Here is a 24787-nt window from a genome sequence, read left to right on the forward strand (position 1 = left end):
AGGGTGCTGGAGTGGAGTCCCCCCTCGCGCTGTACCGCCGCTACCGGCCGGAGACGTTCGCCGAGGTCATCGGCCAGGACCACGTGACCGCGCCGCTCCGGGCCGCCCTGGCCAACAACCGGGTCAACCACGCCTACCTGTTCTCTGGCCCCCGCGGGTGCGGCAAGACCACCTCGGCGCGGATCCTCGCCCGGGCGCTCAACTGCGAGCAGGCCCCCGTGGCCGACCCGTGCGGTGAGTGCGACAGCTGCCGCGACCTCGCCCGCGGCGGCCCCGGCTCCATCGACGTCATCGAGATCGACGCGGCGTCCCACGGCGGCGTCGACGACGCCCGCGACCTGCGCGAGAAGGCGTTCTTCTCCCCGGTCCGCAGCCGCTACAAGGTCTACATCATCGACGAGGCGCACATGGTGACCACGCAGGGCTTCAACGCCCTGCTGAAGCTGGTCGAGGAGCCCCCGCCGCACCTCCGGTTCATCTTCGCCACCACCGAGCCCGACAAGGTGCTGCCGACGATCCGGTCGCGCACCCACCACTACCCCTTCCGGCTGATCCCGCCGCGCCTGCTCTCGGCGTACCTCACCGACCTCTGCGAGCGCGAGCAGGTCACCATCGCCCCGGCCGCGCTGCCGCTGGTCGTGCGCGCGGGTGGCGGCTCGGCCCGCGACACCCTCTCGGTGCTCGACCAGCTGCTCGGCGGCGCCGGCCCCGAGGGCGTCACCCACGAGCTCGCGACCGGGCTGCTCGGCTACACCCCCGACACGCTGCTCGACGAGGTCGTCGACGCGTTCGCCGCCGGCGACGGCGCGGCGGTCTTCGGGGTGGTCGACAAGGTCATCGAGACCGGTCAGGACCCCCGCCGGTTCACCGAGGACCTGCTGCGCCGGCTGCGCGACCTGGTGATCGTGGCGGCGGTCCCCGAGGCGACGGCGACCGGCCTGATCGACGTCTCCCAGGACCAGGGGGAGCGGCTCGTGGCCCAGGCCGCGCGCTTCGGCGCCGCCGAGCTGAGCCGGGCCGCCGACCTGGTCGCCACCGGTCTCACCGAGATGCGCGGGGCCACCGCCCCGCGGCTGCTGCTCGAGCTCATCTGTGCCCGGGTGCTGCTGCCCGGCGCCGACCACTCGACGGCCGGGCTGATGGCCCGGGTCGACCGCCTCGAGAAGCGGCTCACCATCACCGGCGTCCCCTCCGCGCCGGCCGCCCCCGCGGCGCCGTCCCTGCCGGCCCAGGACCGCCCCGCCGACGTCCACCTGGCCAGCGACCGGCCCACCGAGGCCGCGGCGCCGCCCACCCCGCCCGTCGCGGGGCCCCGTCCGGTGGACACGCCCCCCGCGGCCCCGCCGGCCGCCGCCCCGGAGGCTCCGGCTCCGGCCGAGACGGGGCCGGCGCCCGAGCCCACGCCCGAGCCCACGCCTGAGCCCACGCCTGAGCCCACGCCTGCCCCGCGCGCCGAGCAGCCGGGGGAGCCCGCCCCGGCGGCCGGCGCCCTCACGCTCGTCGACGTGCGCCGACTGTGGCCCGACATCGTCGAGGCCACCAAGATGCGCCGACGGGTCGCCTGGATGATCCTCACCCAGAACTGCCAGGTCGTCGCGGTCGAGGGCAGGGTCGTCACCCTCGGGTTCTCCAACTCCGGTGCGCGCGACTCGTTCGTCGCCGGCGGCTGCGACGAGGTGCTGCGCCAGGCGGCCATCGACGTCGTGGGCGCCGACTGGAAGATCGAGACGATCGTCGATCCCGGTGCCCAGCCCGGCACCGGACGGCCCGCCGCCCCGCCGTCCCAGACCGCCGACCCCGCCGCGGCGCCGGGGTCCGGTCCCGCGGACGACGCGGCGCCGTCCGACTCCCCGGCCCCGCGGGAGACACCGCCGGCCCGCTCCGCCGAGGCCGCGGGCCCCGAGGCGATCGCCCGGGCGCGCGAGGCGGTCCAGCAGACCCGGCCGGCCGGTGCCGAGGCGCCGCGCGGGCCCGACCTGGCCGAGGCCGACGCCGACGCCCACCCCGACGACCTCGATGCCGACACCGACGGGCTCGGCGGCGCCGAGCTGCTCGCCCGCGAGCTCGGTGCCCAGGTGATCGAGGAGATCCGCCATCAGTGAACCGCTCTCTCCCGAGGTGAGGACCCCATGACCCAGAACCCCTTCGACGCCCTCGGCGGTGCCGGTGGTCTCGACATGAACGCCCTGCTCCAGCAGGCCCAGCAGATGCAGGAGCAGCTGGTGTCGGCCCAGGAACGGCTCGCCGAGGCGACGGTCGACGGCACCGTCGCCGGTGGCGCGGTCACCGTCACCGTCAACGGCACCGGCGAGCTGGTCGGCGTGGTGGTCAAGGCCGGGCAGTTCGACGGCACCGACGCCGACGACCTCTCCGACCTCGGCGACATGATCGTCGCCGCCTACCGCGACGCCAAGGCCCAGGCCGACGCGCTCGCCGGCGAGGCCCTCGGCCCGCTGGCCGGCGGTCTGGGCGGCGCTCTCGGCGGCGACCCGGGCGACGGTGGCCTCGCGGGCCCCGGTCGGCTCGGGTTCTAGGGACCTCCTTTGTACGAAGGCGTCGTCCAGGACCTGATCGACGAGCTCGGCCGGCTTCCCGGGGTGGGTCCCAAGAGCGCGCAGCGGATCGCGTTCCACCTGCTCCAGGCCGAGCCGGCCGACGTACGCCGGCTCGCCGACGTGCTTGTCGAGGTCAAGGCCAAGGTCAAGTTCTGCAGCATCTGCTTCAACGTCTCCGAGGACGACCAGTGCCGGATCTGCCGCGACCCGCGGCGTGACCCGTCGGTGCTGTGCGTGGTCGAGGAGTACAAGGACGTCGTGGCGATCGAGCGCACCCGCGAGTACCGCGGCCGCTACCACGTCCTCGGCGGGGCGATCTCGCCGATCGACGGCATCGGCCCCGAGCAGCTGCGCATCCGCGAGCTGATGACGCGGCTGGCCGACGGGGCGATCACCGAGACGATCCTGGCCACCGACCCCAACCTCGAGGGCGAGGCGACGGCGACGTACCTCACCCGGATGCTGAGGCCGCTCGGGTTGCGCGTGACCCGGTTGGCGAGTGGACTGCCGGTGGGCGGTGACCTGGAGTACGCCGACGAGGTCACCCTGGGACGAGCGTTCGTGGGAAGGCGGTCCGCAGATGACTGAGCAGGACACCGGGCAGCCGACGGCCGCACAGCTGGCCGAGCAGCTGCTGCCGGACTCCGCGATGGAGGAGTTCGCCCAGCAGATCGCCGACCAGGTCGAGAGCTTCCTGGTCGCGCTCCAGGCGATCTCCCGTGAGGAGGACGGCGGCGCGACGATCTCGCTGCTGCTCCTCGAGGTCAGCCAGCTGCTGCTGGCCGGGGCCCGGCTCGGCGCGCAGGCCGACTTCACGCCCGACCAGGAGTACCAGCCCGACGTCGGGCCCGACCCCGACCTGGACGCGATGCGGATGCGGCTCGCGACCCTCCTGGACCCGGTCGACACCTACTCCTACGTCTTCGACCCCTACGTCCCCGAGGTGGTCACCGCCAACCTCTCCGACGAGCTCACCGCGATCGCCAGCGACGTCGCCAACGGGCTGCGGCACTTCCGCCACGGCCACGTCAACGAGGCGCTGTGGTGGTGGCAGTTCTCCTACGTCTCCTCGTGGGGCACCAGCGCGACCGCCGCGCTGAGCGCGCTGCACTCGATCGTGACCCACTCCCGCCTCGACGCCGACGACGACCTCGACGCCGAGCAGGTCGCCGCCGCCGATGAGATGCTCGGCGGGGTCGAGACAGCGGGCCGGTAGGCTCGGACGCGGTCGCCACACCGCCCGTGCAGCCTCAGGAGCGGCGGGTCCGGACCGGCGGCCCCGTCGTCACACACCAACCTGAGGGAACGCCGTGGGCATTGTCGTGCAGAAGTACGGCGGCTCGTCCGTCGCTGACGCGACCGGGATCAAGCGAGTCGCACAGCGGATCGTCAACACGCGCAAGGCCGGTCACGACGTCGTCGTCGTGGTCTCGGCCATGGGCGACACCACCGACGAGCTCCGCGACCTCGCCGAGCAGGTGACCCCGCTGCCGCCGCCGCGCGAGCTCGACATGCTGCTCACCGCGGGGGAGCGGATGTCGATGGCGCTGGTCGCGATGGCGATCGCCCAGCTCGGCCACAAGGCGCAGTCGTTCACGGGCTCCCAGGCCGGCGTGATCACCGACTCCGCGCACGGCAAGGCCAAGATCATCGACATCACGCCGGGCCGGATCGAGAACGCCATCAAGGACGGCGCGATCGCGATCGTCGCCGGCTTCCAGGGCGTCTCCCAGGACACCAAGGACGTCACCACGCTCGGCCGGGGCGCCTCCGACACCACCGCGGTGGCGCTGGCGGCCGCGCTCAAGGCCGACGTGTGCGAGATCTACAGCGACGTCGACGGCGTCTTCACCGCCGACCCGCGGATCGTGCCCGCCGCCCGCAAGCTCGACCGCATCTCCACCGAGGAGATGCTCGAGATGGCGGCCTGCGGCGCCAAGATCCTGCACCTGCGGTGCGTCGAGTACGCCCGCCGCTACGACATGCCCATCCACGTGCGCTCCTCCTTCTCCCAGAAGGAGGGCACCTGGATCATCCCCGACGCACAGCAGGGAGCAGAGATGGAGCAGGCGATCATCGCCGGCGTCGCCCACGACCGCAGCGAGGCCAAGATCACCGTCGTCGGCGTCCCCGACAAGGTGGGCGAGGCGGCCCGCATCTTCGAGGCGCTGGGCGCGACCGAGGTCAACCTCGACATGGTGGTGCAGAACGTGTCCGCGGCCTCGACCGGGCTCACCGACATCTCCTTCACGCTCCCGCGCACCGACGGCCAGGCCGCGATGAGCGCACTGGCGCGGATCCAGGACGAGGTCGGCTACGACCAGCTGCTCTACAACGACCAGGTCGGCAAGGTGTCGCTGATCGGCGCCGGCATGCGGTCCCACCCGGGCATCACCGCGCGCTTCTTCGCCGCGCTGGCCTCGGCCGGCGTGAACATCGAGATGATCTCGACCTCGGAGATCCGGATCTCGGTGATCGTCGAGGAGGCCCGGGTCGACGAGGCCGTGCGCGCCACCCACACCGCCTTCGACCTCGACTCCGACGAGGTCGAGGCGGTCGTCTACGGCGGGACCGGCAGATGACCAGGGCCACCGTGAACGTCGGCATCGTCGGTGCCACCGGCCAGGTGGGCGTCGCGATGCGCCAGATCCTCGAGGAGCGCGACTTCCCGGTCGGCGACCTCCGGTTCTTCGCCTCCGCCCGCTCCGCCGGCACCGTGCTGGCGTACGCCGGCCGCGAGGTCGTCGTCGAGGACGCCGCCACCGCCGACCCCACCGGTCTCGACATCGCCCTGTTCTCCGCCGGGGCGAGCACGTCGCGCGCGCTCGCGCCGCGGTTCGCCGAGGCCGGCGTGATGGTCATCGACAACTCCTCGGCGTTCCGCCGGGACCCCGAGATCCCGCTGGTCTGCTCGGAGGTGAATCCCGAGGCGATCGCGCTCGCCCACGGCCGGATCATCGCCAACCCCAACTGCACGACGATGGCCGCGATGCCGGTGCTCAAGCCGCTGCACGAGGAGGCCGGGCTGGTGCGCCTGGTCGTCTCCACCTACCAGGCGGTCTCCGGCTCCGGCGTCGCCGGCGTCGAGGAGCTCGCCGGCCAGGTCGCGGCTGCCGGCGACAAGGCCCGCGAGCTGGCGTACGACGGCGAGGCCGTGGCCTTCCCCGACCCGCAGACCTACGTGCGCCCCATCGCCTACAACGTGCTCCCGATGGCGGGCTCGATCGTCGACGACGGGCTCGGCGAGACCGACGAGGAGCAGAAGCTCCGCCACGAGTCCCGCAAGATCCTCGGCATCCCCGACCTCCGGGTCTCCGGGATCTGCGTGCGGGTCCCGGTCTTCACCGGGCACTCGCTCGCGGTCAACGCCGAGTTCGCCTCGGCGATGACGGTCGACCGGGCGCGCGAGCTGCTGGCGGGCGCCCCCGGCGTCGAGCTCTCCGAGGTGCCCACGCCGCTGCAGGCGGCCGGCAAGGACCCGTCGTACGTCGGGCGGCTGCGGCAGGACGAGGGCGTCGACGGCGACCGCGGGCTGGCGATGTTCATCTCCAACGACAACCTGCGCAAGGGCGCGGCCCTCAACACCGTGCAGATCGCCGAGCTGGTGGCCGCCGCGCTCTGAGGCGAGCCGCGGTGGACGATGTGCGGGTTCGCACACCTCCGGGTGGGTCGACCCCTACACTCACGCGTAGATGGGGGGACATCTATGCCTGAGGCTCTGCGCCGTTACCTGGCGCTCATGACCGCTGCCGCCGCCTGCTCCGCGTCGGTGGCCCTGCTCGCACCACCGGCCGCCGCTGACGACAGCGGCATCGGCGCCGCCACCTCGCGGACCTGCACCGGTCTCGAGCGGGTCGCGGGCACGTCCGTGCGCGCCGAGCTGTGCGTCGCCACGGTGTACCGCCCCAGGACCGGGAGGACGAAGGTCACCTCGGTCCTCAAGGTGGTGAACCGAGCGGGGGTGCCGGTCCGGACGCGCGTCGCCTACCGCGGCGTCGGGAAGCCGATCCCGCGCCGCCTGGGCCCCGCGGTCTCGGCAGAGCAGCGGGGGGCGGTGACGCTCTACAAGAAGGTCTCCACCCACCGGGTGCTGCCGTGGGGGCTGTCCACGGTCAAGGCCAAGGTCCGGGCCCCGAAGGGCGACGGCACGTACGGCACCCGCCGGCTCACCGCCCACCTGCCCTAGCGGCGATGCCTGGCCCTCCGCCCGCTACTCGCGGGCGGGCTCGATGACCGAGGTCGTCACCCAGTAGCTGGCGGCGTAGGTCGCCAGGCTGACGACCGGGATCACGATCAGCATCCACCAGTCGAGCAGGTGCTCGACGAGGAACAGCAGTGCCACCACGGCCAGCAGGCCGACCGCGAGGAAGCTGGTGCTGCCCGGGTCGGGGACCCTCGACCAGCGCAGCAGCGCGGAGCCGGCGACGACGCAGACGGCGACGATCGCGAGGAGCAGGAAGAACCCGGCGTCGCCGCACGACGCCGTGCCCCGGGCCGCGTCGCAGACCTGCAGGCTGCCCGAGGTGAGGACGACGGCCAGCAGGCCGACCACGGCGCCGGTCGCCGCCGCGGCCGCCAGACCGGTGAGCACGGGCTCCCGGGGGATGCGCGGGACGCGCGAGGTCTTCTCGGGTGCGGCCGCCGTCGCGACGGCGGGGGCGGCGGGGGCGGCGGTGGCCCCGGTGCGCCGTGCGGGGGGCGCGGACACCGGCGCCGGCTCGACCTCGTCGGCGAACAGCGGCGGCGCGGCCTCCGACACGGGTGCGGGGGCGGGCACCGGCTCCGGCTCGGGCACCGGCTCCGGCGTGGGGACGGGCTCGGGCACCGGCTCGGGCGTCGGCTCGGGCTCGGGCGTCGTCGCGATGACCTGGGTGGGCGCCTCGGGGACGGGCTCCGGAGCAGGCTCGGGTGCGACCGGCTCGATCACCTCGGTCGGCTGCTCGTCGACGGGAGCCGGACGGGGCCGGCGCTTGCGCCGGAAGAGCGAGGGCGGCTCGAGGGACGGCGGCGGCCCCGGGTCGCGATCGTCGTCTGCCATGCGCTGAGTCTGTCAGACCCGGGACGTGCAGGAGCCCGGATCCGTGGTGACGGATCCGGGCTCCTCCTGACGTCGAGGACGTCGATCGGTCGGGCTGACAGGATTTGAACCTGCGGCCTCCTCGTCCCGAACGAGGCGCGCTACCAAGCTGCGCCACAGCCCGATCGTGAACGTCGGCCGGGGCCGGGCTCACAAGCACCGGAGCATACCGGAGGCGGAGAGTGACTCCCCAATCGGCCCGGGGGTGCGGTCAGGGGCGCGGGCGGAGCGTGAGCAGCGTCGCCTCGGGCCGGCAGGCGACCCGGACCCGGGCGTACGGGCTGGTGCCGAGCCCGGCCGAGACGTGCAGCCACGCCGAGCCCGGGTCACCGGGCCGCGACCCCGCCGGGTGCCGGTGCAGCCCGCGGGCCCGGGCGGGCTCGAGGTCGCAGTTGGTGGTCAGGGCGCGACCGCCCGGCAGGCAGACCTGGCCGCCGTGGGTGTGGCCGGCCAGCAGCGCGTCGTACCCGTCGGCGGCGAGCTGGTCGAGCACCCGGAGGTACGGCGCGTGCGCGACGCCGAGGCGCAGGTCTGCGGTCGGGTCGGCCGGGCCCGCGACGTCCTCGAGCCGGTCGTAGCCCAGGTGCGGGTCGTCGACGCCGGCGAACGCGATCCGGGTCCCGGCGACCGTCAGCGTCGCCCGGGTGTTGGTGAGGTCGACCCAGCCGCGGGAGGTGAAGGTGCCGCGGAGCTCGCGCCACGGCAGCTCGGGGACGTCGGTGTGCCGCGTGCCGTCGTCGGGGAGCAGGTAGCGCAGCGGGTTGCGGAAGCTCGGCTCGAAGTAGTCGTTGCTGCCCAGGACGAAGACCCCCGGCACGTCCAGCAGCCCGCCGAGCGCGTCCAGCACGGCCGGCACCGCCGCCCGGTGCGCGAGGTTGTCGCCGGTGTCGACGACCAGGTCCGGTTGTAGCGACGCCAGGCCGGCGATCCAGTCCAGCTTGCGGGTCTGTCCCGGGGTGACGTGCAGGTCGGAGAGGTGCAGGACCCGCAGCGGTCGGTGCCCGGCGGGCAGGACCGGCACCTCGACCTGGCGCAGCGTGTAGCGCCGGGCCTCCGTCGCGGCGTACGCCGTCAGCCCGGCGCCGGCGAGCGCGCCGGCGGCCGCCAGGCGGGTCAGGAGACGCGGCAGGACGTGGGGGAGGGGCATCGGCACAGGCTGCCACAATGGGCCCCATGAGCTCCCTCAAGGACCGTCTCCGCGCCGACCTGACCGCTGCCATCAAGGGCCGCGACGAGGTGCGCTCCTCGACCCTGCGGATGGTCCTCACGGCCGTCACCAACGCCGAGGTCGCCGGCAAGGAGGCCAAGGAGCTCACCGACGACGACATCGTCGGCGTGCTGTCCTCCGAGGCGAAGAAGCGCCGCGAGGCCGCGGTCGCGTTCGAGGACGGCAACCGCCCGGAGATGGCCGCCAAGGAGCGGGCCGAGGCCGAGGTGCTCGCCGACTACCTGCCCCAGCAGCTGAGCGTCGAGGAGATCGCCGAGATCGTCACCGCGGCGGTCGCGCAGGTGGGCGCCGCGGGCGAGGGGATGCGGGCGATGGGCAAGGTGATGGGCGTGGTCCAGCCCCAGGTGAAGGGCCGGGCCGACGGCGCCGCCGTGGCCGCGGAGGTACGCCGCCAGCTCGGCTGACCGGCGCGGTCAGCCGCGTCCGCCGCCTCCGCCGCCGCGCGGCCCGCCGCCGCCACGAGGACCGCCGCCGCCGCCACCGCCGCCACCGTCGTCACCACCGCCGCCGCTGGACGGCGGCGCGGGCGGCGGGGCCGGGGCTGTGACCCCGGCGCCGGGGACGCCGGACGGGTAGACGAACGACTCGGCGTCGATGTAGGGCAGCACGCCGCGCATGGCCTGGCCCCAGATGGGCGCGGCGTACCCGGAGCCGGAGGCGCCGTAGATGGTGATCGGCCCGATGTTGACGCCCTCGAGGCTGGACGGGGTCCCGAACTCGTTGGCGCCCGCGATCATCGCGGCGGTGGCCATCGTCGGGGTGTAGCCGGCGAACCAGACCGAGTTGCCGCTGTCGGTCGTGCCGGTCTTGCCGGCGGCGTCGCGGCCGAGGCTCTGGGCGCTGGCGAACCCGCCCTCGATGACCCCCCGGAGGATGTCGTTGACCGCGTCGGCCGTGGACTCCTCCATCACCTGGGTGCAGCGGGCGGGGTACTCCTTGAGCAGGTTGCCCTTGCTGTCCTCGATCGCGGTGACCGGGCGGGCGTCGCAGTGCAGCCCGCGGGCGCCGAAGGTCGCGTAGGCCTCGGCCATCTCCAGCGGGCTCACGTCGGCGACACCGAGGGTGAAGGTCGGGACCCGCTCGGGCAGCCGGTCGGGCTGCTCCTTGCCCGTGGGGTTCTCCAGGTCGATGCCCATCTCCTGGGCGAGGCTGAACGGCTCGCACAGGCCGGTGATCTGCTCGAGCTTCATGAAGAACGTGTTCACCGAGAGCCGGGTGCCGTTGTAGAGGTTGGCGGTGATGCTGTCGGTGGTGGAGTTGGTCATCGGGAACTCGCCGTAGCCGTAGGGCTCGCCGTCGCAGTCCTCGTAGTCCTCCAGCCGGAGGACCGCCGGGTCGGGCGCGTAGATGGCCTCGGAGAGCGGGGTGCCGTCCTCGATGGCCTGGGCCAGGATGAAGACCTTGAACGTCGAGCCGCCCTGGAACCCCTTGGCGGTGCCGTACTTCTCGTTGATCGCGTAGTTGAGGTAGGTCTGGCCCTTCTCCTTGTTGCGGCCCATCGGCCGCGACTGGGCCACCGCCCGGACCTCGCCCGTGCCCGGCTCGACCATCGCGAGCGCGCCGATCGCGTTGACCTTGGCGTAGACGTGGGTGCTGACCGCCTCATCCGCGGAGCGCTGGAAGCGCTGGTCGAGCGTGGTGCGGATCGTGAGGCCGCCGTTCTTGAGCAGCTGGCTGCGCTCGTCGCGGTTCTTGCCGAGCGACTTGTCGCGCAGCAGGTACTCCATGACGTAGTCGCAGAAGAACGGCGCGGCGGAGGAGACGCACCCGTTGTCGGCGGGCTGCGGGTCGAGCCCCAGGGGGCTGTCCTTGATCTTCTCGGCCTTGGCCGCGGGGACGACGTTCAGCTCGGCCATCCGGTCGAGCACGACGTTGCGGCGCTCCATGGCCCGGTCGGGGTAGTTGGTCGGGTCGTAGCCGGTGGGGTTCTTCACCAGCCCGGCGAGCAGCGCGGACTGGCGCAGGTTGAGCGCGCGGGCGTTGACGTCGAAGTAGTGCTTGGCGGCCGCCTGGATGCCGTAGGCGCCGTCGCCGAAGTAGGCGATGTTGAGGTAGCGCTCCAGGATCCAGTCCTTGGAGTGCTCCTCCTCCATCGCGATGGCGTAGCGCAGCTCGCGCAGCTTGCGCGCGTAGCTGTTGTCGGTGGCCTCGCGGCGCTCCCGCTTGGAGCTCGCCTGCGTCACCAGCGTCTGCTTGACCAGCTGCTGGGTGATCGAGGAGCCGCCCTGGACCGACGCGCCGTCGTTGGCGGCGTTGGTGACGAAGGCACGCAGGGTGCCCTTGAGGTCGAGCGCGCCGTGCTCGTAGAACCGGTAGTCCTCGATCGCGACGATCGCCTTGACCATCGTCCGCGACATCTGGCGCAGCGGCACCTCGACGCGGTTCTGGTCGTAGATGGTCGCCATCACCTCGCCCTGGCGGTCCAGGATCTGGGTGCGCTGCGGCAGCGCCTGGGTGTCGAGCTCCTCCGGGAGGTCGCTGAGCGCCTCCGAGGCGTTGCGTGCCCCGACGCCGAGCACGCCCGCGAACGGGATCGCCAGCCCGGCCACGATGACGCCGAGCACGGCCGAGACCGCGAGCATGACGGCGATGTGGCTGGCGACCCGGCGAGGGGTCAGGCGCGGCGCGGCGGGCGGGGGCGTCGTCGGCATGCTCCCAGGGTACGCGGAGCGCGCCGTGGCCCGGCATCTCCGAGAGGTCGCCCGGGAGCCGACCCGAGGGGGAGATGACTAGGACGGACTAGTCATTTCGGACTATCCCACGTAGGCCGATGGGGTCTGTCCCTCTGGCCCAATTGTCTTTACCTTGGGGACTCGAGAGTCACCGGGAGGGCGTCATGGGGACGCCTACTCATCCCGGAACGATGTGGGGACATCATCATGTGGGTTGAAGACTGGACGCCTCGCGCTGCTTGCAAGTCGGCAACGCCGGATCAGCTGTTCGTGCGCGGCGCGGAGCAGAACAAGGCCAAGCAGCTGTGCTCCGGGTGCCCTGTGCGCACCGAGTGCCTGGCCGAGGCACTGGACAACCAGATCGAGTGGGGCGTCTGGGGAGGCATGACCGAGCGCGAGCGCCGGGCCCTGCTCCGCCGGCGGCCGACCTCCTCCTGGCGCTCGGTGCTCGAGACCGCCCGGGAGCAGCAGGTCGTCTCCCCGGTCTCGCAGACCGCCAGCTGAGCTAGCCCTTCGCCAGCAGCGTCCCGATCCGCCGCAGCCCGGTGAGGTCGTGGACGTCGGTGGAGAGCGCCGGCACCACCGTCGTCGCGACGTGCGGGTGCGCCGCCGCGAACCGGTCGCGCAGCACGGCCTCGCGCTCCACCATGCGCACGCGGTCGGCGTGCAGCCGGAGCAGGCCGGCCGTGAGCGAGCCCGGGTCGCGCTTGCGCAGCCGGGCGGCCGCGGTGGTCGCCTCCTCGGCCGACAGCGTGCCCCGCGGGGGCGGCGCCGCCCGGTTGACGACCAGCCCCGCGAGCGGCATCCGGTCCTCGCCGAGCCGCTCCACGAAGTACGCCGCCTCGCGCAGCGCGTCCGGCTCGGGCGCGGCGACGACGAGGAACGCCGTCCCGTCGGCCTGGAGCAGCGCGTAGGTCTTCTGCGCCCGCGCCCGGAAGCCGCCGAAGACGGTGTCGAGGGCCGCGACGAAGGTCTGCATGTCGCTCAGCACCTGGCCGCCCAGGATCTTGTTCAGCGCGCCGGTGATCATCCCGAACCCGGCGCTCATCAGCTTCGCCGGGCCGCGGGCGGGCGCGAGCATCAGCCGGATGAACCGGCCGTCGAGGAAGCTGGAGAGCCGCTCCGGGGCGTCGAGGAAGTCCAGCGCCGACCGGGACGGCGGGGTGTCGACGACGATCAGGTCGTAGGTGCCGTCCCGCTGGGCGTCGGCGTGGAGCTGGCCGAGCTTCTCCATCGCCATGTACTCCTGCGTGCCCGCGAACGAGCTCGACAGCGCGATGTAGAAGGGGTTCTCCAGGATCTGGCGGGCCTTCTCGGGGCTGGCCTGGCTCTCGACCACCTCGTCGAAGGTGCGCTTCATGTCGAGCATCATCGCGTCCAGGCTCCCCGTCGCCCCGGGCGCGAGGCCGGTGACGGGGCGCGGGGTGTTGTCGAGCCTCTCGATGCCCATCGCCTGGGCCAGCCGCCGGGCCGGGTCGATGGTCAGCACCACGACCTTGCGGCCGCGCTCGGCCGCACGCAGCGCGAGCGCGGCGCTCGTGGTCGTCTTGCCGACGCCGCCCGAGCCGCAGCACACGATGATCCCGGTGCCGCGGTCGTCGAGCAGCGCGTCGACGTCGAGGGTCGGGGCGGTGCCGCCGTGGGCGGCGAGCGGGCCGACGCGGGGCCGGGAGGCGCGCGCGGCCATCAGGCGAGCCCCTGCTCGCGCAGCAGGGCGGCCAGCTCGTAGAGCCCGCCGAGGTCGACGCCGCCCGTCAGCCGCGGCAGCTCGTACGACGGGACGTCGAGGTCGGCGACCAGCGCGCGCTGGGCGTCCTCGAGGGCGCGCCGCTCGGCGTGGTCGCGGGCCTCGGCGGCGAGCCCGTCGACCAGGGTGCGCGGCGCCGACACCCCGACCGCCTCGAGGTCGGCCCGGACCGCGTCCTTGTCGATCCGGCCCTTGCTGGCCGCGGCGAGGTCGGCGTCGCCGATCTCGCGCGGGCGGACCTGGTTGACCACGACCGCGCCCACCGGGAGCCGGTTGCGGCGGAGCTCCTCGATCCCGTCGGCGGTCTCCTGCACCGGCATCTCCTCCAGGACCGTGACCAGGTGGACCGCGGTCCGCGGGGAGCGGAACAGGGTCATCATCGTGTCGGACTGGTTCTTGATCGGCCCGACCTTCGCGAGCCCGGCGAGCTCCCCGCTCACGTTGAGGAACTGCGCGATCCGTCCGGTCGGCGGCGCGTCGAGCACGACCGCGTCGTACTGCACGGCGCCCTTGTTGCGGCTGTTGCGCTGCACGGCCTCGAACACCTTCCCGGTGAGCAGCACGTCGCGGACGCCCGGGGCGATCGTGGTCGCGAACTCCACGACGCCGAACCGGTCCAGCGCCTTCCCGGCGCGACCGAGCTTGTAGTACATCGCGAGGTACTCGAGGAGCGCCGACTCCGGGTCGATGTGCAGCGCGTGCACCACGCCGGGGGTGCGCTCGTCCTCGCCCGGCAGGCCGGTGGCGATCCGGCGCTCGGCGTACGGCAGCGGGTCGACGTCGAACATCCGGGCGATGCCCTGGCGGCCCTCGACCTCGCAGAGCAGCACGTTGCGGCCGTGGGAGGCGAGCGCCAGGGCGAGCGCCGCCGCCACCGTCGACTTGCCGGTGCCGCCCTTGCCGGTGACGACGTGCAGGCGCACCTGCTCCCAGGTCGCGTCGTTCATGCCAGGAAGAGTAGGGGGTGGGTGGACACGGCGCCGTGTTTGACGCCACAGGTGCTCGTCGTTTGGATCAGGGCATGGACAAGGTCGTGGGCTCAGCCGCCGAGGCGGTCGCGGACATCCCGGACGGGTCGACGCTCTCGGTGGGCGGGTTCGGCCTGTGCGGCATCCCGTCGGTGCTGGTCGGGGCGCTGCTCGACGCCGGGACGCGCGACCTCGAGGTGGTCTCCAACAACGCCGGCGTCGACGGGTGGGGCCTGGGGCTGCTGCTGGCCGCCGGCCGGCTGCGGCGCGTGGTGGCCTCCTACGTCGGGGAGAACCGGGAGTTCGCCCGGCAGTACCTCGCCGGCGAGCTCGAGGTGGAGCTGACCCCGCAGGGCACGCTCGCGGAGCGGATGCGGGCCGGCGGGTCGGGGATCCCGGCGTTCTTCACTGCGACCGGGGTCGGCACCCAGGTGGCCGAGGGCGGGCTGCCGTGGCGGTACGACGCAGCCGGCGAGGTGGTCGTGTCCAGCCCCCCGAAGCAGACCCAGGTCTTCGAGACCGCCGAGGGGCCGCAGGAGTTCCTGCTCGAGCACGCGATCGTGGCCGACTACGGGCTGGTGCGCGCCTGGCGCGGCGACCGCCACGGCAACCTGGTGTTCCGCGACTCCGCGCGCAACTTCAACCCGCTCGCCGCGATGTGCGGCCGGGTGACGATCGCGGAGGTCGAGGAGCTCGTGGAGCCCGGCGAGATCGACCCCAACCAGGTGCACACGCCCGGGGTGTTCGTGCACCGGGTCGTCGAGTTGACCCCCGAGCAGGCGGCCGACAAGCGGATCGAGAAGAGGACGGTGCAGAGCCGATGAGCTGGTCGCGCGAGGAGATGGCCGCGCGGGCGGCGAGCGAGCTGACCGACGGGTCCTACGTCAACCTCGGCATCGGGCTGCCCACGCTGGTGCCGAACTACGTCGCCGACGACGTCGAGCTGGTGCTGCAGAGCGAGAACGGCATCCTCGGCGTCGGGGCCTACCCGCTCGAGGGCGAGGAGGACCCCGACCTGGTCAACGCCGGCAAGGAGACCGTCACGGTGCGGCCCGGGGCGTCGTTCTTCGACTCCGCGACCTCGTTCGGGATGATCCGCGGCGGCAAGGTCGACGCCGCGATCCTGGGGGCGATGCAGGTCTCGCGCGCCGGTGACATCGCCAACTGGATGATCCCCGGGAAGATGGTCAAGGGCATGGGCGGCGCGATGGACCTGGTCCACGGCGCGAAGCGGGTGATCGTGCTGATGGAGCACGTCGCCAAGGACGGGTCGTACAAGATCGTCGAGGAGTGCTCGCTGCCGTACACCGGTCGCGGGGTGGTGCAGCGGATCATCACCGACCTCGCCGTGATCGACGTGGACCCCGGTCCCGAGGGTGGCCTGCGTCTGGTCGAGCTCGCCCCGGGCGTCACCGAGGACGAGGTGCGGGCCAAGACCGAGCCCCCGCTGCTCGGCGCCTGAGCCGCGATTGCGGGACATATCACACCGCTCGGAGGGGTGTCTCGCGGGGGTCGGGGCATAGGTGGGTATGACCAACGACAGAGCTGCAGAAGCCCGCGAGGGACTGTTCGACAGCGTCGCGGGCAAGGCCAAGGAAGTGGCGGGCGCCGTGACCGGCAAGGACGAGCTGGTCGAGGAGGGACAGCTCCAGCAGGCCGAGGCCCGCCACCGCAAGCAGGCGGTCGCCGACGAGGCGGTGGCCGACGCCAAGCGCGAGGAGGCCGCCGAGAAGCTCGCCGAGACCAGCCGCGAGGCCGCGGAGCAGGAGGCCGCCGCCCGCGCCCGTGCGGCCCGCGAGGAGCAGGTGGTCGAGGCGCAGCGCGCCGGCGAGCACGACGCCGCAGCCCGCGAGGCCGCCCGGCAGGAGGCCGCCGGCCTCGAGGCCGCCGAGGAGCACGCCGACCAGGTCGCCGAGGCCCGGCTGCGGGACGCGGAGGCGCTCGCGGCCGACGCGACCGCCACCGAGCAGGAGGCCGCCGAGGAGCGCGCCCGGCTCGATCGCGAGGCCGCCCTGGCCGACCAGCGCGCGGCCCAGCTGCGCGCCACGACCGAGAAGTGAGGACCACCATGATCAGCACGCTCATCGCCCTGCCCTACGAGATCGCACGACTCCCGCTCGCGCTCGTCGACAGCACGCTGTCCGACCGGCTGCCGGAGACCTCGCCGACGCGGGTGACGCTCGACCGGGCCCTCGGCTCGGCCGACCGGATCGCCGGTGGCCTGCTGCGGAACCCCGACATCGCCCGGCGCGGCGCCGCCCGCATCGAGCGCTCCGACACGCTGCTCGCCGCGGCCCGGCTCGAGCAGGAGGCCGACGAGCGCCGCGAGCAGGCCAAGCAGAAGCAGGCCGCCGCGCGCCGGGAGGCCGCGGAGAAGCGCCGGGCCGCCAAGGAGCGCGCGGCCGCGGGCCTGGTCGAGGCCGACGCCACCGAGGCGCGCGGCAAGCAGCGGGCCAAGGCGTCCGCGGCGCAGACCGCCGCGCAGAAGAAGGCGGCCGCGGACAAGCGGGCCGCGAGCCGCATCGAGACCGCCGAGCAGCGCAAGAAGCGGGTCGAGACCGCCGCGCGTACCAAGAAGCAGGCGGCCCAGCGGGCGCCCAAGGCGGAGCTCGCCGAGGCCCGGGAGACCAAGCAGGCCGCCGCCGACGCGCGCGCCGACGCCGAGCTGCTCAGCGAGCTCACCGAGGCCAAGAAGCAGGAGCGCCAGCAGGGCTGAGGTCACCGTCGCGACGCCGGGCCGCCTCCGTGGCGCCCGGCGTCGCGCCGTGTCACAGTCGCGGGGTCGGTCTCGTCCTCCGGGCATGAACAGGAACCCGCGCCCCGTGCTCACCCTCGCCGTCGCCGGCGCCACCGGCGTCGTCGGCCACCACGTCGCGGAGGTCGCGCGCGAGCGCGGCCACCGGGTGGTGCCGCTCGCCCGCTCCCTCGGTGTCGACCTGCTCGGCGAGGCCGGGCGGCCCGGGCTGACCGAGCTGCTGAGGGGCGTCGACGCGGTCGTCGACACCACCAACGTGCAGACCCAGAGCCAGCGGGTGGCCGAGGCGCACTTCGGCGCGATCACCCGGAACCTTCTGGCCGCCGAGGCCGCGGCCGGGGTAGGGCACCACGTGCTGCTCTCGATCGTCGGGGTCGAGGACGTGCCGACCGGCTACTACCGCGCCAAGGTCGCGCAGGAGCGGCAGGTGGCCGCGGGCGGCGTCGGCTGGAGCGTGCTGCGCGCCACGCAGTTCCACGAGTTCGCCGAGCAGGTGCTGGGCTTCGTCCGGGTCGGGCCGGTGTCGGTCGTCCCGAGGATGACCAGCCAGCCGGTCGCCGCCGTCGAGGTCGCGCAGGCGCTGGTCGACCTCGCCGAGGGCGCACCGTGCGGGCAGGCGCCGGACCTCGCCGGGCCGGAGCGGCTCCCGATGCACGACCTGGCCCGCCGGGTCTCCCGCTCCCGGGGGCTCGGCCGGCGCGTCGTCGCCGTCCCGCTGCCCGGTGCGGCAGGACGGCGGATGCGCGACGGCACGCTCTGCCCGACCGGCGCGGGCCCCCGCGGGACGGTGACCTTCGACGCGTGGCTGGCGGCGGCGTGAGCGACGAGGACGACCTCGCCACGGCGTACGACGCCGCGCGCCCGCGCCTGGTGCGGGTCGCCTACGCGATCCTGGGCAGCCACGCGGAGGCCGAGGACGTGGTCGCGGACTGCTGGCTGAAGCTGGTCCGGGCGCACCGCGAGGACCCCGTCCGCGACGTCCTGGGCTGGGCGACCGTGGCGGTGTCGCGGGCCGCGTTGGACACGCTGCGCTCGGCGCGCGTGCGCCGGGAGCGGTACGTCGGCCCGTGGCTGCCGGAGCCGGTGCTCGACCGGATCGCGGCCGACCGCGCCGACCCCGCCGACCGGGTGACCATGGACGAGTCCGTGCGCTACGCGCTGCTGGTGGTGCTGGAGCAGCTGAGCCCCGCGGAGCGCACCGCCTGGGTGCTGCACGACCTGTTCGGCGTCCCGTTCCCGGAGGTCGCCCGGGCCGTGGGCCGCACACCGGACGCGGTGCGCCAGCTGGCCAGCCGGGCCCGCCGGCACGTCGCCGCCGGGACGCCCCGCCTCGAGGTCGACCGCACCGAGCACGACCGGGTGCTGGCCGCGTTCGTCGCCGCCGCCGCGGGGGGCGACCTGGAGGCGCTGGTGCGCACCCTGGACCCCGACGTGGTGCTGACCAGCGACGGCGGCGGCGTGATCAGCGCGGCCCGGCGGCCGGTGCTGGGCCCGGACAAGGTGGCGCGGTTCCTGCTCGGCATCGTGCGCCGGGGTCGCGCCGCGGGGCGGGAGGCGGTGCCGGTCGAGGTCAACGGCGCGACCGGGCTGGCCTTCCTCGAGGAGGGCCGGGTGACCGGCGTGGTGTCGCTGAGCGTCGGCGGCGGGGTGGTGCGCCGGGTCGACATCGTGCTCGCGCCGGACAAGCTGCCTGTCGGTCCGGTGTCCTAGGGTCGCGAGCATGCCGATCGCGCGGTACAAGGACCTCTGCCTCGACGCCGTCGACACCCTCGCGCTCGGCCGGTTCTGGGCCGGCGCGCTGGGGCGGCGGCTCGAGGACCGCGGTGGCGGGCTGCGGGTGCTCACCGGACCGACCCCGCGGCACACCGTCTGGGTCAACCCGGTCCCCGAGCCGGTGACCGTCAAGCAGCGCGTCCACCTCGACGTGCACGCCCGCTCGGTCGGGGAGGTCCTCGCGCTGGGCGCGGAGCCCGCCGACCTCGACTCGTTCCCCTGGGCGGTGCTGCGCGACCCCGAGGGGGGCGAGCTGTGCGTCTTCGAGCGGGAGCAGGTGCCCGACGAGCGCCTCTACGAGGTGGTCGTCGACGCCGCCGACCCGCACGGCGTGGCGGCCTGGTGGGCCGATGTCCTCGGCGTGCCCCCGCACGCGGCCGACGACGGCAGCTGGTACCTCCAGGACGTCCCGGGCCTGCCGTTCGAGTGCTTCGTCTTCGTCCCGGTCCCGGAGCCGAAGACGGTCAAGAACCGCGTCCACGTCGACGTCGACGTCGACGACCCCGCCAGCCTGGAGGCGCTGGTCGCCCGCGGCGCGCGGGTGGTGCGGCGCCAGGACGACGAGATCGGGTGGACCGTGCTCGCCGATCCCGAGGGCAACGAGTTCTGCGCGTTCGTCGGGGACGACGACGGGGCATGATCTGGCGATGAGCGACCCCGGGGCCCCGACCGCGACGACCGGCACCACCCAGCCGCGTTGGCGGGTCATCGGGCCCGGGCTCGTCGTCGCCGCCACCGGCGTCGGCGCCGCCGACCTGGTCGCCACCCTCGTCGCCGGGGCCAAGTTCGGCTACACCCTGCTGTGGGTGGCCGTGCTCGGCGCCGTGATCAAGGTGGTGCTGGTCGAGGGGGCCGGGCGCTACTCGCTGGCCACCGGCCGCACGATCTTCGAGGGCTGGCGCAGCCTGGGCCGGTGGACCACCTGGTACTTCGCGCCGTACATCGTCATCTGGGGCCTGGTGTACGGCGCCACCGCGATGTCGTCGTCCGCGCTGCCGATCGTCGCGATCTTCCCGGACCTGTCGCTGCGCTGGACCGCGGTCGTGATCGGCGTGATCGGCCTGGCGCTGGTCTGGCTCGGCAGCTACGCGGCGTTCGAGAAGGTGATGGCCCTCCTCGTCGGCGTCATGTTCGTGTGCGTCGTCGGCGCGGCCGCCCTCGCGACGCCGAACCTCGGCGAGATCCTGCTGGGCCTGCGGCCGATCTTCCCCGACGACTCGGTCGTCAACGTGCTGGCCATCGCCGGCGGCGTCGGCGGCACGATCACCCTCGCGGCGTACGGCTACTGGCTGCGGGAGAAGGGCTGGTCGACGCCGGTCTTCATGCGGGTGATGCGCCTCGACAACGGCGTCGCGTACGCCGTCACCGGGATCTTCGTGGTCGCGATGCTGATCGTCGGCGCCGAGCTCTACTACTCCGCCGGCATCGCGGCCGAGACCGGCGACCAGGCGCTCGTGCAGCTCTCCGACGTCCTCGACGACCGGTACGGCGACGTGTTCGGCACGGTCTTCCTGGTCGGGTTCTTCGCCTCGTCGTTCTCCTCGCTGATCGGCGTGTGGAGCGGGGTCAGCCTGATGTTCGCCGACTACGTCGGCAACCTGCGCGACCTGCCGTCCGGGCACCCCGACACCCGCACCGGCGGCCGCTACTTCCGCGCCTACCTGCTGTGGCTGACGTTCCCGCCGATGCTGCTGCTCCTGCTCGACGAGCCGGTCGGGCTGATCCTGGCGTACGGCACCCTCGGCGCGCTGTTCATGCCGTTCCTCGCGATCACCCTGCTGGTGCTGCTCAACAAGCGCCGACCAGGCGCGCTGCCGCACTCCACGGTGCCCGACGAGTGGCGCAACGGCTGGCTCTCGAACGGCTTCATGCTGCTGTGCGCGGTGCTCTTCGTCGCGCTGGCCGTCAACGAGATCCGCGAGACGCTGGCGCCGTACGTGTGAGTGACGTGGCGGCTCTCTCCGTGGTGCACTGATGCCCGTGGCCGACCTCGACGAGCTGCTGGTGCCCGACGCCGCCGCGTGGCGCTCCTGGCTGGAGCAGCACCACGCGGACTCACCCGGCGTCTGGCTGGTGCTGACCAAGAAGGGCGGCGAGGTCACCGCGCTGACCCGCACCGACGCCCTCGACGAGGCGCTCTGCTTCGGCTGGATCGACGGGCAGGCCCGCAGCCGCGACAGCGGCAGCAGCCTGCAGCGGATGACGCCGCGCACCGCCCGCAGCCGCTGGTCGCAGGTCAACGTCGGCCTGGTCGCCCGGCTGGAGGCCGAGGGCCGGATGGCGCCGGCCGGCCGGGCCGCGGTCGACGCGGCCCGGGCCGACGGACGCTGGGACGCGGCGTACGCCCCGCCGTCGACGGCTCAGCTCCCCGAGGACCTGGCCGCCGCGATCGCGGCGGACCCCGCGGCCCAGGCGATGTTCGAGGTGCTCACCAAGACCAACCGGTACGCGCTCATCCACCGGCTCGACGCGGTCAAGCGGGCCGAGACGCGGGAGCGCAAGATCGCGGAGTTCGTCGCGATGCTGGCGCGTCAGGAGACGCCGTACCCCCAGAAGGCCCGGCCCTGACGAGCGCGGCGTCGGCGCCGGTCCGCCGGGAGTAGGGTCGGCGCCATGACCAAGTGGGAGTACCTCACCGCGCCGATCCTGACGCACGCGGCCAAGCAGATCCTCGACAACTTCGGAGCCGACGGGTGGGAGCTCGTGCAGGTCGCGCCGGGCATGAACCCCGAGAACCTCGTGGGCTACTTCAAGCGCCCCCTGGAGGGCTGAGGTGGCCACGCCGGAGGAGCGCCTGGCCGCGATGGGCCTGGCCGTGCCGGAGGTGCCGGCGCCGGTCGCCGCGTACGTCCCGGCGGTCCGCTCGGGCAGCCACGTGTTCACCTCCGGCCAGCTGCCGATGCGCTCGGGCGAGCTGATCACGGTCGGCAAGGTCGGCGGCGCGGTCACCGCGGAGGAGGCGTACGCCTGCGCGCAGCAGTGCGCGCTCAACGCCCTCGCCGCGGTGCGCAGCGTGATCGGCGACCTCTCCGCGGTGAAGCGGGTCGTGAAGGTGGTCGTGTTCGTGGCCTCGACCCCCGACTTCAGCGGCCAGCCGCAGGTCGCGAACGGCGTGTCCGAGCTGCTCGGCGAGGTCTTCGGCGACGCCGGGGTGCACGCTCGCTCGGCGGTCGGCGTCGCGGTGCTGCCGCTCGACGCGCCGGTCGAGGTCGAGCTCGTGGTGGAGGTGTGAGGATCCCGCTTCCCCCGGTGCCGCTGCCGGAGCGGATCGTCGCGGTCGCCCGCGAGTACGACGCGGGGTCGCGCACGCCGGTCGAGCCGCGCGACGCCGCGACGGTGATCCTGCTGCGGGCCTCGGACGAGGGCCCCGAGGTCTACTACATGCGGCGCCAGGTCTCGATGGACTTCGCCGGGGGCATGTGCGTCTACCCCGGCGGCGGCGTCGACCCCCGCGACTTCGACGCCACGGTCGGCTGGGCCGGCCCCTCGCCGGCGGAGTGGGCCGAGCGGCTCGGGTGCGACGAGGACACCGCGCGGGCGCTCGTGGCGGCCGCGGTGCGCGAGACGTTCGAGGAGTCCGGCGTGCTGCTGGCCGGCGACGCGGCCTCCTCCGTCGTCGCCGACACCACCGGCGCCGACTGGGAGGCCGACCGGGTCGCCCTGGAGTCGCGCGAGCTCGCGATGACCGACTTCCTCAACCGTCGCGGGCTGGTGCTGCGCACCGACCTGCTCGGGGTCTGGGACGCCTGGCTGACCCCGGCGTTCGAGCCGAAGCGCTACCGCACCTGGTTCTTCGTCGCGATGCTGCCCGAGGGCCAGCGCACCCGCGACGTCTCGACCGAGTCGTCGTCGGTGACCTGGCTGCCGGCGCGGGTCGCCGCGGCGCAGGCCGACGGGGGCGAGCTCGCGCTGATGCCCCCGACGTACCTCACCAGCCTGGAGATCGGCACCCACCGCGACCCCGCCGACGTGCTCGCCACGGCGGCGGGCCGGAGCGTCGAGATGTTCTGCCCCACCGTCGAGCCGCTCGACGAGGGCTGGACGCTGTCGATGCCCGACCGGCTGCGGCCGCTGGTGGCGGAGCGGCGCGCGTGAGCTGGAGCGGCGGTCGCTTCGGCGACCGGGCGGAGTGCCTGCTCGCGCCCAACCCGGGGATCATGACGCTCGACGGCACCAACACCTGGGTGCTGCGCGAGCCGGGCGCCGACCGCGCCGTCGTGGTCGACCCGGGGCCGATCGAGGACGGGCACCTCGACCTGCTCGTCGACGTCACCGGCGAGGTGGGCCTGGTGCTGCTCACCCACCACCACTACGACCACGCCGAGGTCGCCGAGACGTTCGCCCGGGCCAAGGGCTGCGCGGTGCGCGCCGCGGACCCGGCGTACTGCTTCCGCGGCGAGCCGGTCGTCGACGGCGAGGACCTCTCCGTCGACGGGCTCGCGCTGCGCATCCTCACCACCCCGGGGCACACCGCCGACTCGATCTCGATGGTGCTGCCCGCCCAGAAGGCGCTGCTCAGCGGGGACATGGTCCTCGGCCGCGGCACCACCGTCGTCGCGCACCCCGACGGGCGCCTGGGACCGTACTTCGACTCGATCCAGAAGATGCGCGCGCTGGTCGCGGCCGGCGAGGTCGAGACCATCTGGCCCGCGCACGGCCCGGTGCTCGCCGACGCCGGCGCGGTCCTCGACCACTACCTCGTGCACCGCCGCGACCGGCTCGCGCAGGTCGAGGCGGCGCTCCTGGAGATCGGCGCCGCCCCGCACCCCGAGGGCATCGCCGCCGACGAGCTGCCCCGCCGCGTCGTCGAGGTCGTGTACGCCGACGTCGACCCGGTCCTCTGGGACGCCGCCGAGCTCTCCGTCCGCGCCCAGCTCGCCTACCTCGCCGACCGTTGAGTTGGGCCTGCCTACCGGTTGAGTTGGGCCTTCCTGCCCGTTGAGTTGGGCGCTTCTCACTGTTGAGTTGGGCCTTCCTTGCGTGCCCGCGGGCCACGGGGCGCCCACAGGGGCCGGCCGGGGAGCCACCGTCCACAGGGGAGTACGACGTCCCGCGCGGCGGGGGGTCGGGGCACCCACGGTGGGCCCATGGGCTTCGACTTCTCCACCTTCACGACCCCGGTCACGACCGCGACGATCCTGGCGTCGGGAGCGACCCGTCGCCAGCTCGACGACGCCGTCCGCAACCGCGAGGTGCGCCGCCTGCTGCGCGGGGTCTTCGTGCACGCGTCCGTCGAGGACGGTGTCGGGCTGCGGGTGCAGGCGGTGGGCCAGGTCGTGGCCCCGCGGGCCGTCGTCTGCGATCGCACGGCGGCGTGGATCCACGGGTGCGAGGTCTTCGACTACCGCGAGCTCGACGTACCACCGCCGGTCGAGAGCTACGTCCTGCGCGGTCGCGACCCGACCGACCGGCCCGAGTGTGCCGGCGGCACCCGCGACCTGGTCCCGGCCGACTGGTGCGAGATCGCTGGCCTCCGGGTCACGACACCGCTGCGCACGGCGATGGACCTCGGCTGCAAGCTCCCTCCCCGCACCGCCCTGGCGGCGATGGATGCGCTGATGCGCGAGCACGGCGTCACCCTCGCGAAGATGGTCCGGCTGCTGCCGCGCTACCGCCGGCGTCGGGGCGTCGTCCAGCTGCGCCGGCTCGTCCCGCTGACCGACCCGTCGGCGGAGTCGCAGCCCGAGTCGTGGATGCGCCTCGAGATCGTCCGCGCGGGGCTGCCCGACCCGACGCCGCAGTACTGGGTGCTGGTCGGCGGCGTGCCGACGTACCGCCTCGACCTGGCGTGGCCGCACGCGCGGGTCGCGGTGGAGTACGACGGCGAGGAGTGGCACACCGGTCCGGAGGCACGCGAGCGCGACCGCGTGCGCCGGCAGTGGCTGCGCGACCACGGCTGGACGGTCATCGTGCTCACCAAGGAGAGCTTCCGACCGGGGGCGGTGGACGCATGGATCCACGAGGTCCGGCAGGCGCTGCGGCTGGTGTGAGCGAGGCCCAACTCGACCGTGA

28 protein-coding genes and 1 tRNA gene are annotated in these 24787 nt (G+C 73.8%); 23 read left to right on the forward strand and 6 right to left on the reverse strand.

The window, feature by feature from the left end; translation table 11 throughout:
- Window positions 1-11 precede the first annotated feature (11 nt).
- The 7 genes from H4O22_RS01760 to H4O22_RS01790 all read left to right on the forward strand — a co-directional run bounded on the left by H4O22_RS01760 (window position 12) and on the right by H4O22_RS01790 (window position 6741).
- Window positions 12-2102, forward strand: coding sequence for a DNA polymerase III subunit gamma and tau (locus H4O22_RS01760; protein ID WP_182525405.1), 2091 nt, complete (start codon window positions 12-14; stop codon window positions 2100-2102).
- 27 nt (window positions 2103-2129) lie between these two features.
- Window positions 2130-2534 (forward strand): YbaB/EbfC family nucleoid-associated protein, encoded by a 405-nt coding sequence (locus H4O22_RS01765; protein ID WP_182525406.1) that lies wholly within the window; start codon window positions 2130-2132, stop codon window positions 2532-2534.
- A gap of 9 nt (window positions 2535-2543) precedes the next feature.
- A complete protein-coding gene (gene recR / locus H4O22_RS01770) occupies window positions 2544-3143 on the forward strand; it encodes a recombination mediator RecR (RefSeq protein ID WP_182525407.1) in 600 nt (199 codons plus the stop codon).
- Window positions 3136-3771 (forward strand): DUF5063 domain-containing protein, encoded by a 636-nt coding sequence (locus tag H4O22_RS01775; protein WP_227465847.1) that lies wholly within the window; start codon window positions 3136-3138, stop codon window positions 3769-3771. The genes recR and H4O22_RS01775 overlap by 8 nt, the downstream gene beginning before the upstream one ends.
- Before the next feature lie 94 nt (window positions 3772-3865).
- A complete protein-coding gene (locus H4O22_RS01780; RefSeq protein ID WP_182525408.1) occupies window positions 3866-5137 on the forward strand; it encodes an aspartate kinase in 1272 nt (423 codons plus the stop codon).
- Window positions 5134-6177, forward strand: coding sequence for an aspartate-semialdehyde dehydrogenase (locus H4O22_RS01785; RefSeq protein WP_182525409.1), 1044 nt, complete (start codon window positions 5134-5136; stop codon window positions 6175-6177). The genes H4O22_RS01780 and H4O22_RS01785 overlap by 4 nt, the downstream gene beginning before the upstream one ends.
- Before the next feature lie 117 nt (window positions 6178-6294).
- A complete protein-coding gene (locus H4O22_RS01790; protein ID WP_182525410.1) occupies window positions 6295-6741 on the forward strand; it encodes a hypothetical protein in 447 nt (148 codons plus the stop codon).
- Window positions 6742-6765: 24 nt separating this feature from the next.
- Here H4O22_RS01790 and H4O22_RS01795 read toward each other — a convergent pair whose 3' ends face one another.
- From H4O22_RS01795 to H4O22_RS01805, 3 genes are all read right to left on the reverse strand, one after another.
- Window positions 6766-7593 (reverse strand): hypothetical protein, encoded by an 828-nt coding sequence (locus H4O22_RS01795; protein WP_182527262.1) that lies wholly within the window; start codon window positions 7591-7593, stop codon window positions 6766-6768.
- Window positions 7594-7682: 89 nt separating this feature from the next.
- Window positions 7683-7756 (reverse strand) — tRNA-Pro (locus tag H4O22_RS01800).
- An 87-nt stretch (window positions 7757-7843) separates the two neighbouring features.
- The gene (locus H4O22_RS01805; protein WP_182525411.1) at window positions 7844-8779 is read right to left on the reverse strand and encodes a metallophosphoesterase; all 936 of its coding nucleotides are present in this window, start codon (window positions 8777-8779) and stop codon (window positions 7844-7846) included.
- A gap of 26 nt (window positions 8780-8805) precedes the next feature.
- On the opposite strand from H4O22_RS01805, the gene H4O22_RS01810 reads away from it, so the two are divergent.
- Window positions 8806-9264, forward strand: coding sequence for a GatB/YqeY domain-containing protein (locus tag H4O22_RS01810; RefSeq protein WP_182525412.1), 459 nt, complete (start codon window positions 8806-8808; stop codon window positions 9262-9264).
- A 9-nt stretch (window positions 9265-9273) separates the two neighbouring features.
- Here H4O22_RS01810 and H4O22_RS01815 read toward each other — a convergent pair whose 3' ends face one another.
- Window positions 9274-11511, reverse strand: a complete 2238-nt coding sequence (locus H4O22_RS01815) for a transglycosylase domain-containing protein (RefSeq protein WP_182525413.1) — start codon at window positions 11509-11511, stop codon at window positions 9274-9276.
- A gap of 228 nt (window positions 11512-11739) precedes the next feature.
- Here H4O22_RS01815 and H4O22_RS01820 point away from each other — a divergent pair, with 228 nt between their 5' ends.
- Window positions 11740-12036, forward strand: coding sequence for a WhiB family transcriptional regulator (locus H4O22_RS01820; protein WP_182525414.1), 297 nt, complete (start codon window positions 11740-11742; stop codon window positions 12034-12036).
- Between the two features lies 1 nt (window position 12037).
- On the opposite strand, the gene bagB is transcribed toward H4O22_RS01820, so the two are convergent.
- Entirely contained in the window at window positions 12038-13219 is a 1182-nt protein-coding gene (gene bagB / locus H4O22_RS01825) for an ArsA family ATPase (RefSeq protein WP_182525415.1), read from the reverse strand.
- The gene (gene bagA, locus H4O22_RS01830; RefSeq protein WP_182525416.1) at window positions 13219-14226 is read right to left on the reverse strand and encodes an ATPase BagA; all 1008 of its coding nucleotides are present in this window, start codon (window positions 14224-14226) and stop codon (window positions 13219-13221) included. Before bagA ends, bagB begins: the two co-directional genes overlap by 1 nt.
- Window positions 14227-14300: 74 nt before the next feature.
- On the opposite strand from bagA, the gene H4O22_RS01835 reads away from it, so the two are divergent.
- The 14 genes from H4O22_RS01835 to H4O22_RS01900 all read left to right on the forward strand — a co-directional run bounded on the left by H4O22_RS01835 (window position 14301) and on the right by H4O22_RS01900 (window position 24765).
- A complete protein-coding gene (locus H4O22_RS01835) occupies window positions 14301-15071 on the forward strand; it encodes a CoA transferase subunit A (protein WP_182525417.1) in 771 nt (256 codons plus the stop codon).
- On the forward strand, window positions 15068-15709 hold the full coding sequence (locus tag H4O22_RS01840; protein WP_182525418.1) for a CoA transferase subunit B: 642 nt from the start codon (window positions 15068-15070) through the stop codon (window positions 15707-15709). The genes H4O22_RS01835 and H4O22_RS01840 overlap by 4 nt, the downstream gene beginning before the upstream one ends.
- A 67-nt stretch (window positions 15710-15776) precedes the next feature.
- Complete coding sequence (locus tag H4O22_RS01845; protein ID WP_182525419.1) at window positions 15777-16307, forward strand: CsbD family protein; 531 nt, start codon at window positions 15777-15779, stop codon at window positions 16305-16307.
- 8 nt (window positions 16308-16315) lie between these two features.
- A complete protein-coding gene (locus H4O22_RS01850) occupies window positions 16316-16963 on the forward strand; it encodes a hypothetical protein (protein WP_182525420.1) in 648 nt (215 codons plus the stop codon).
- An 85-nt stretch (window positions 16964-17048) separates the two neighbouring features.
- On the forward strand, window positions 17049-17822 hold the full coding sequence (locus H4O22_RS01855; protein ID WP_182525421.1) for an SDR family oxidoreductase: 774 nt from the start codon (window positions 17049-17051) through the stop codon (window positions 17820-17822).
- Window positions 17804-18712 carry an RNA polymerase sigma factor SigJ gene (gene sigJ, locus H4O22_RS01860; protein ID WP_244963065.1) on the forward strand — a complete coding sequence of 303 codons (909 nt, stop codon included), beginning with the start codon at window positions 17804-17806 and terminating at the stop codon, window positions 18710-18712. The genes H4O22_RS01855 and sigJ overlap by 19 nt, the downstream gene beginning before the upstream one ends.
- A 10-nt stretch (window positions 18713-18722) precedes the next feature.
- Window positions 18723-19415 (forward strand): VOC family protein, encoded by a 693-nt coding sequence (locus tag H4O22_RS01865; RefSeq protein WP_182525422.1) that lies wholly within the window; start codon window positions 18723-18725, stop codon window positions 19413-19415.
- A 7-nt stretch (window positions 19416-19422) separates the two neighbouring features.
- Complete coding sequence (locus H4O22_RS01870) at window positions 19423-20718, forward strand: Nramp family divalent metal transporter (RefSeq protein WP_182525423.1); 1296 nt, start codon at window positions 19423-19425, stop codon at window positions 20716-20718.
- Window positions 20719-20755: 37 nt separating this feature from the next.
- Window positions 20756-21343 carry a YdeI/OmpD-associated family protein gene (locus H4O22_RS01875; RefSeq protein ID WP_244963066.1) on the forward strand — a complete coding sequence of 196 codons (588 nt, stop codon included), beginning with the start codon at window positions 20756-20758 and terminating at the stop codon, window positions 21341-21343.
- Window positions 21344-21388: 45 nt separating this feature from the next.
- A complete protein-coding gene (sp36, locus tag H4O22_RS01880; protein ID WP_167736105.1) occupies window positions 21389-21547 on the forward strand; it encodes a Sp36 family protein in 159 nt (52 codons plus the stop codon).
- Window position 21548: 1 nt separating this feature from the next.
- Window positions 21549-22007: a RidA family protein gene (locus H4O22_RS01885; protein ID WP_182525425.1), complete on the forward strand. Its 459-nt coding sequence runs from the start codon at window positions 21549-21551 to the stop codon at window positions 22005-22007.
- Complete coding sequence (locus H4O22_RS01890; RefSeq protein ID WP_182525426.1) at window positions 22004-22870, forward strand: NUDIX hydrolase; 867 nt, start codon at window positions 22004-22006, stop codon at window positions 22868-22870. The genes H4O22_RS01885 and H4O22_RS01890 overlap by 4 nt, the downstream gene beginning before the upstream one ends.
- Window positions 22867-23673, forward strand: a complete 807-nt coding sequence (locus H4O22_RS01895; RefSeq protein ID WP_244963067.1) for an MBL fold metallo-hydrolase — start codon at window positions 22867-22869, stop codon at window positions 23671-23673. Before H4O22_RS01890 ends, H4O22_RS01895 begins: the two co-directional genes overlap by 4 nt.
- A 189-nt stretch (window positions 23674-23862) precedes the next feature.
- On the forward strand, window positions 23863-24765 hold the full coding sequence (locus H4O22_RS01900; protein WP_182525427.1) for a hypothetical protein: 903 nt from the start codon (window positions 23863-23865) through the stop codon (window positions 24763-24765).
- Window positions 24766-24787: the final 22 nt, after the last annotated feature.

It is taken from the genome of Nocardioides dongkuii (assembly GCF_014127485.1).
Lineage (GTDB): Bacteria > Actinomycetota > Actinomycetes > Propionibacteriales > Nocardioidaceae > Nocardioides > Nocardioides dongkuii.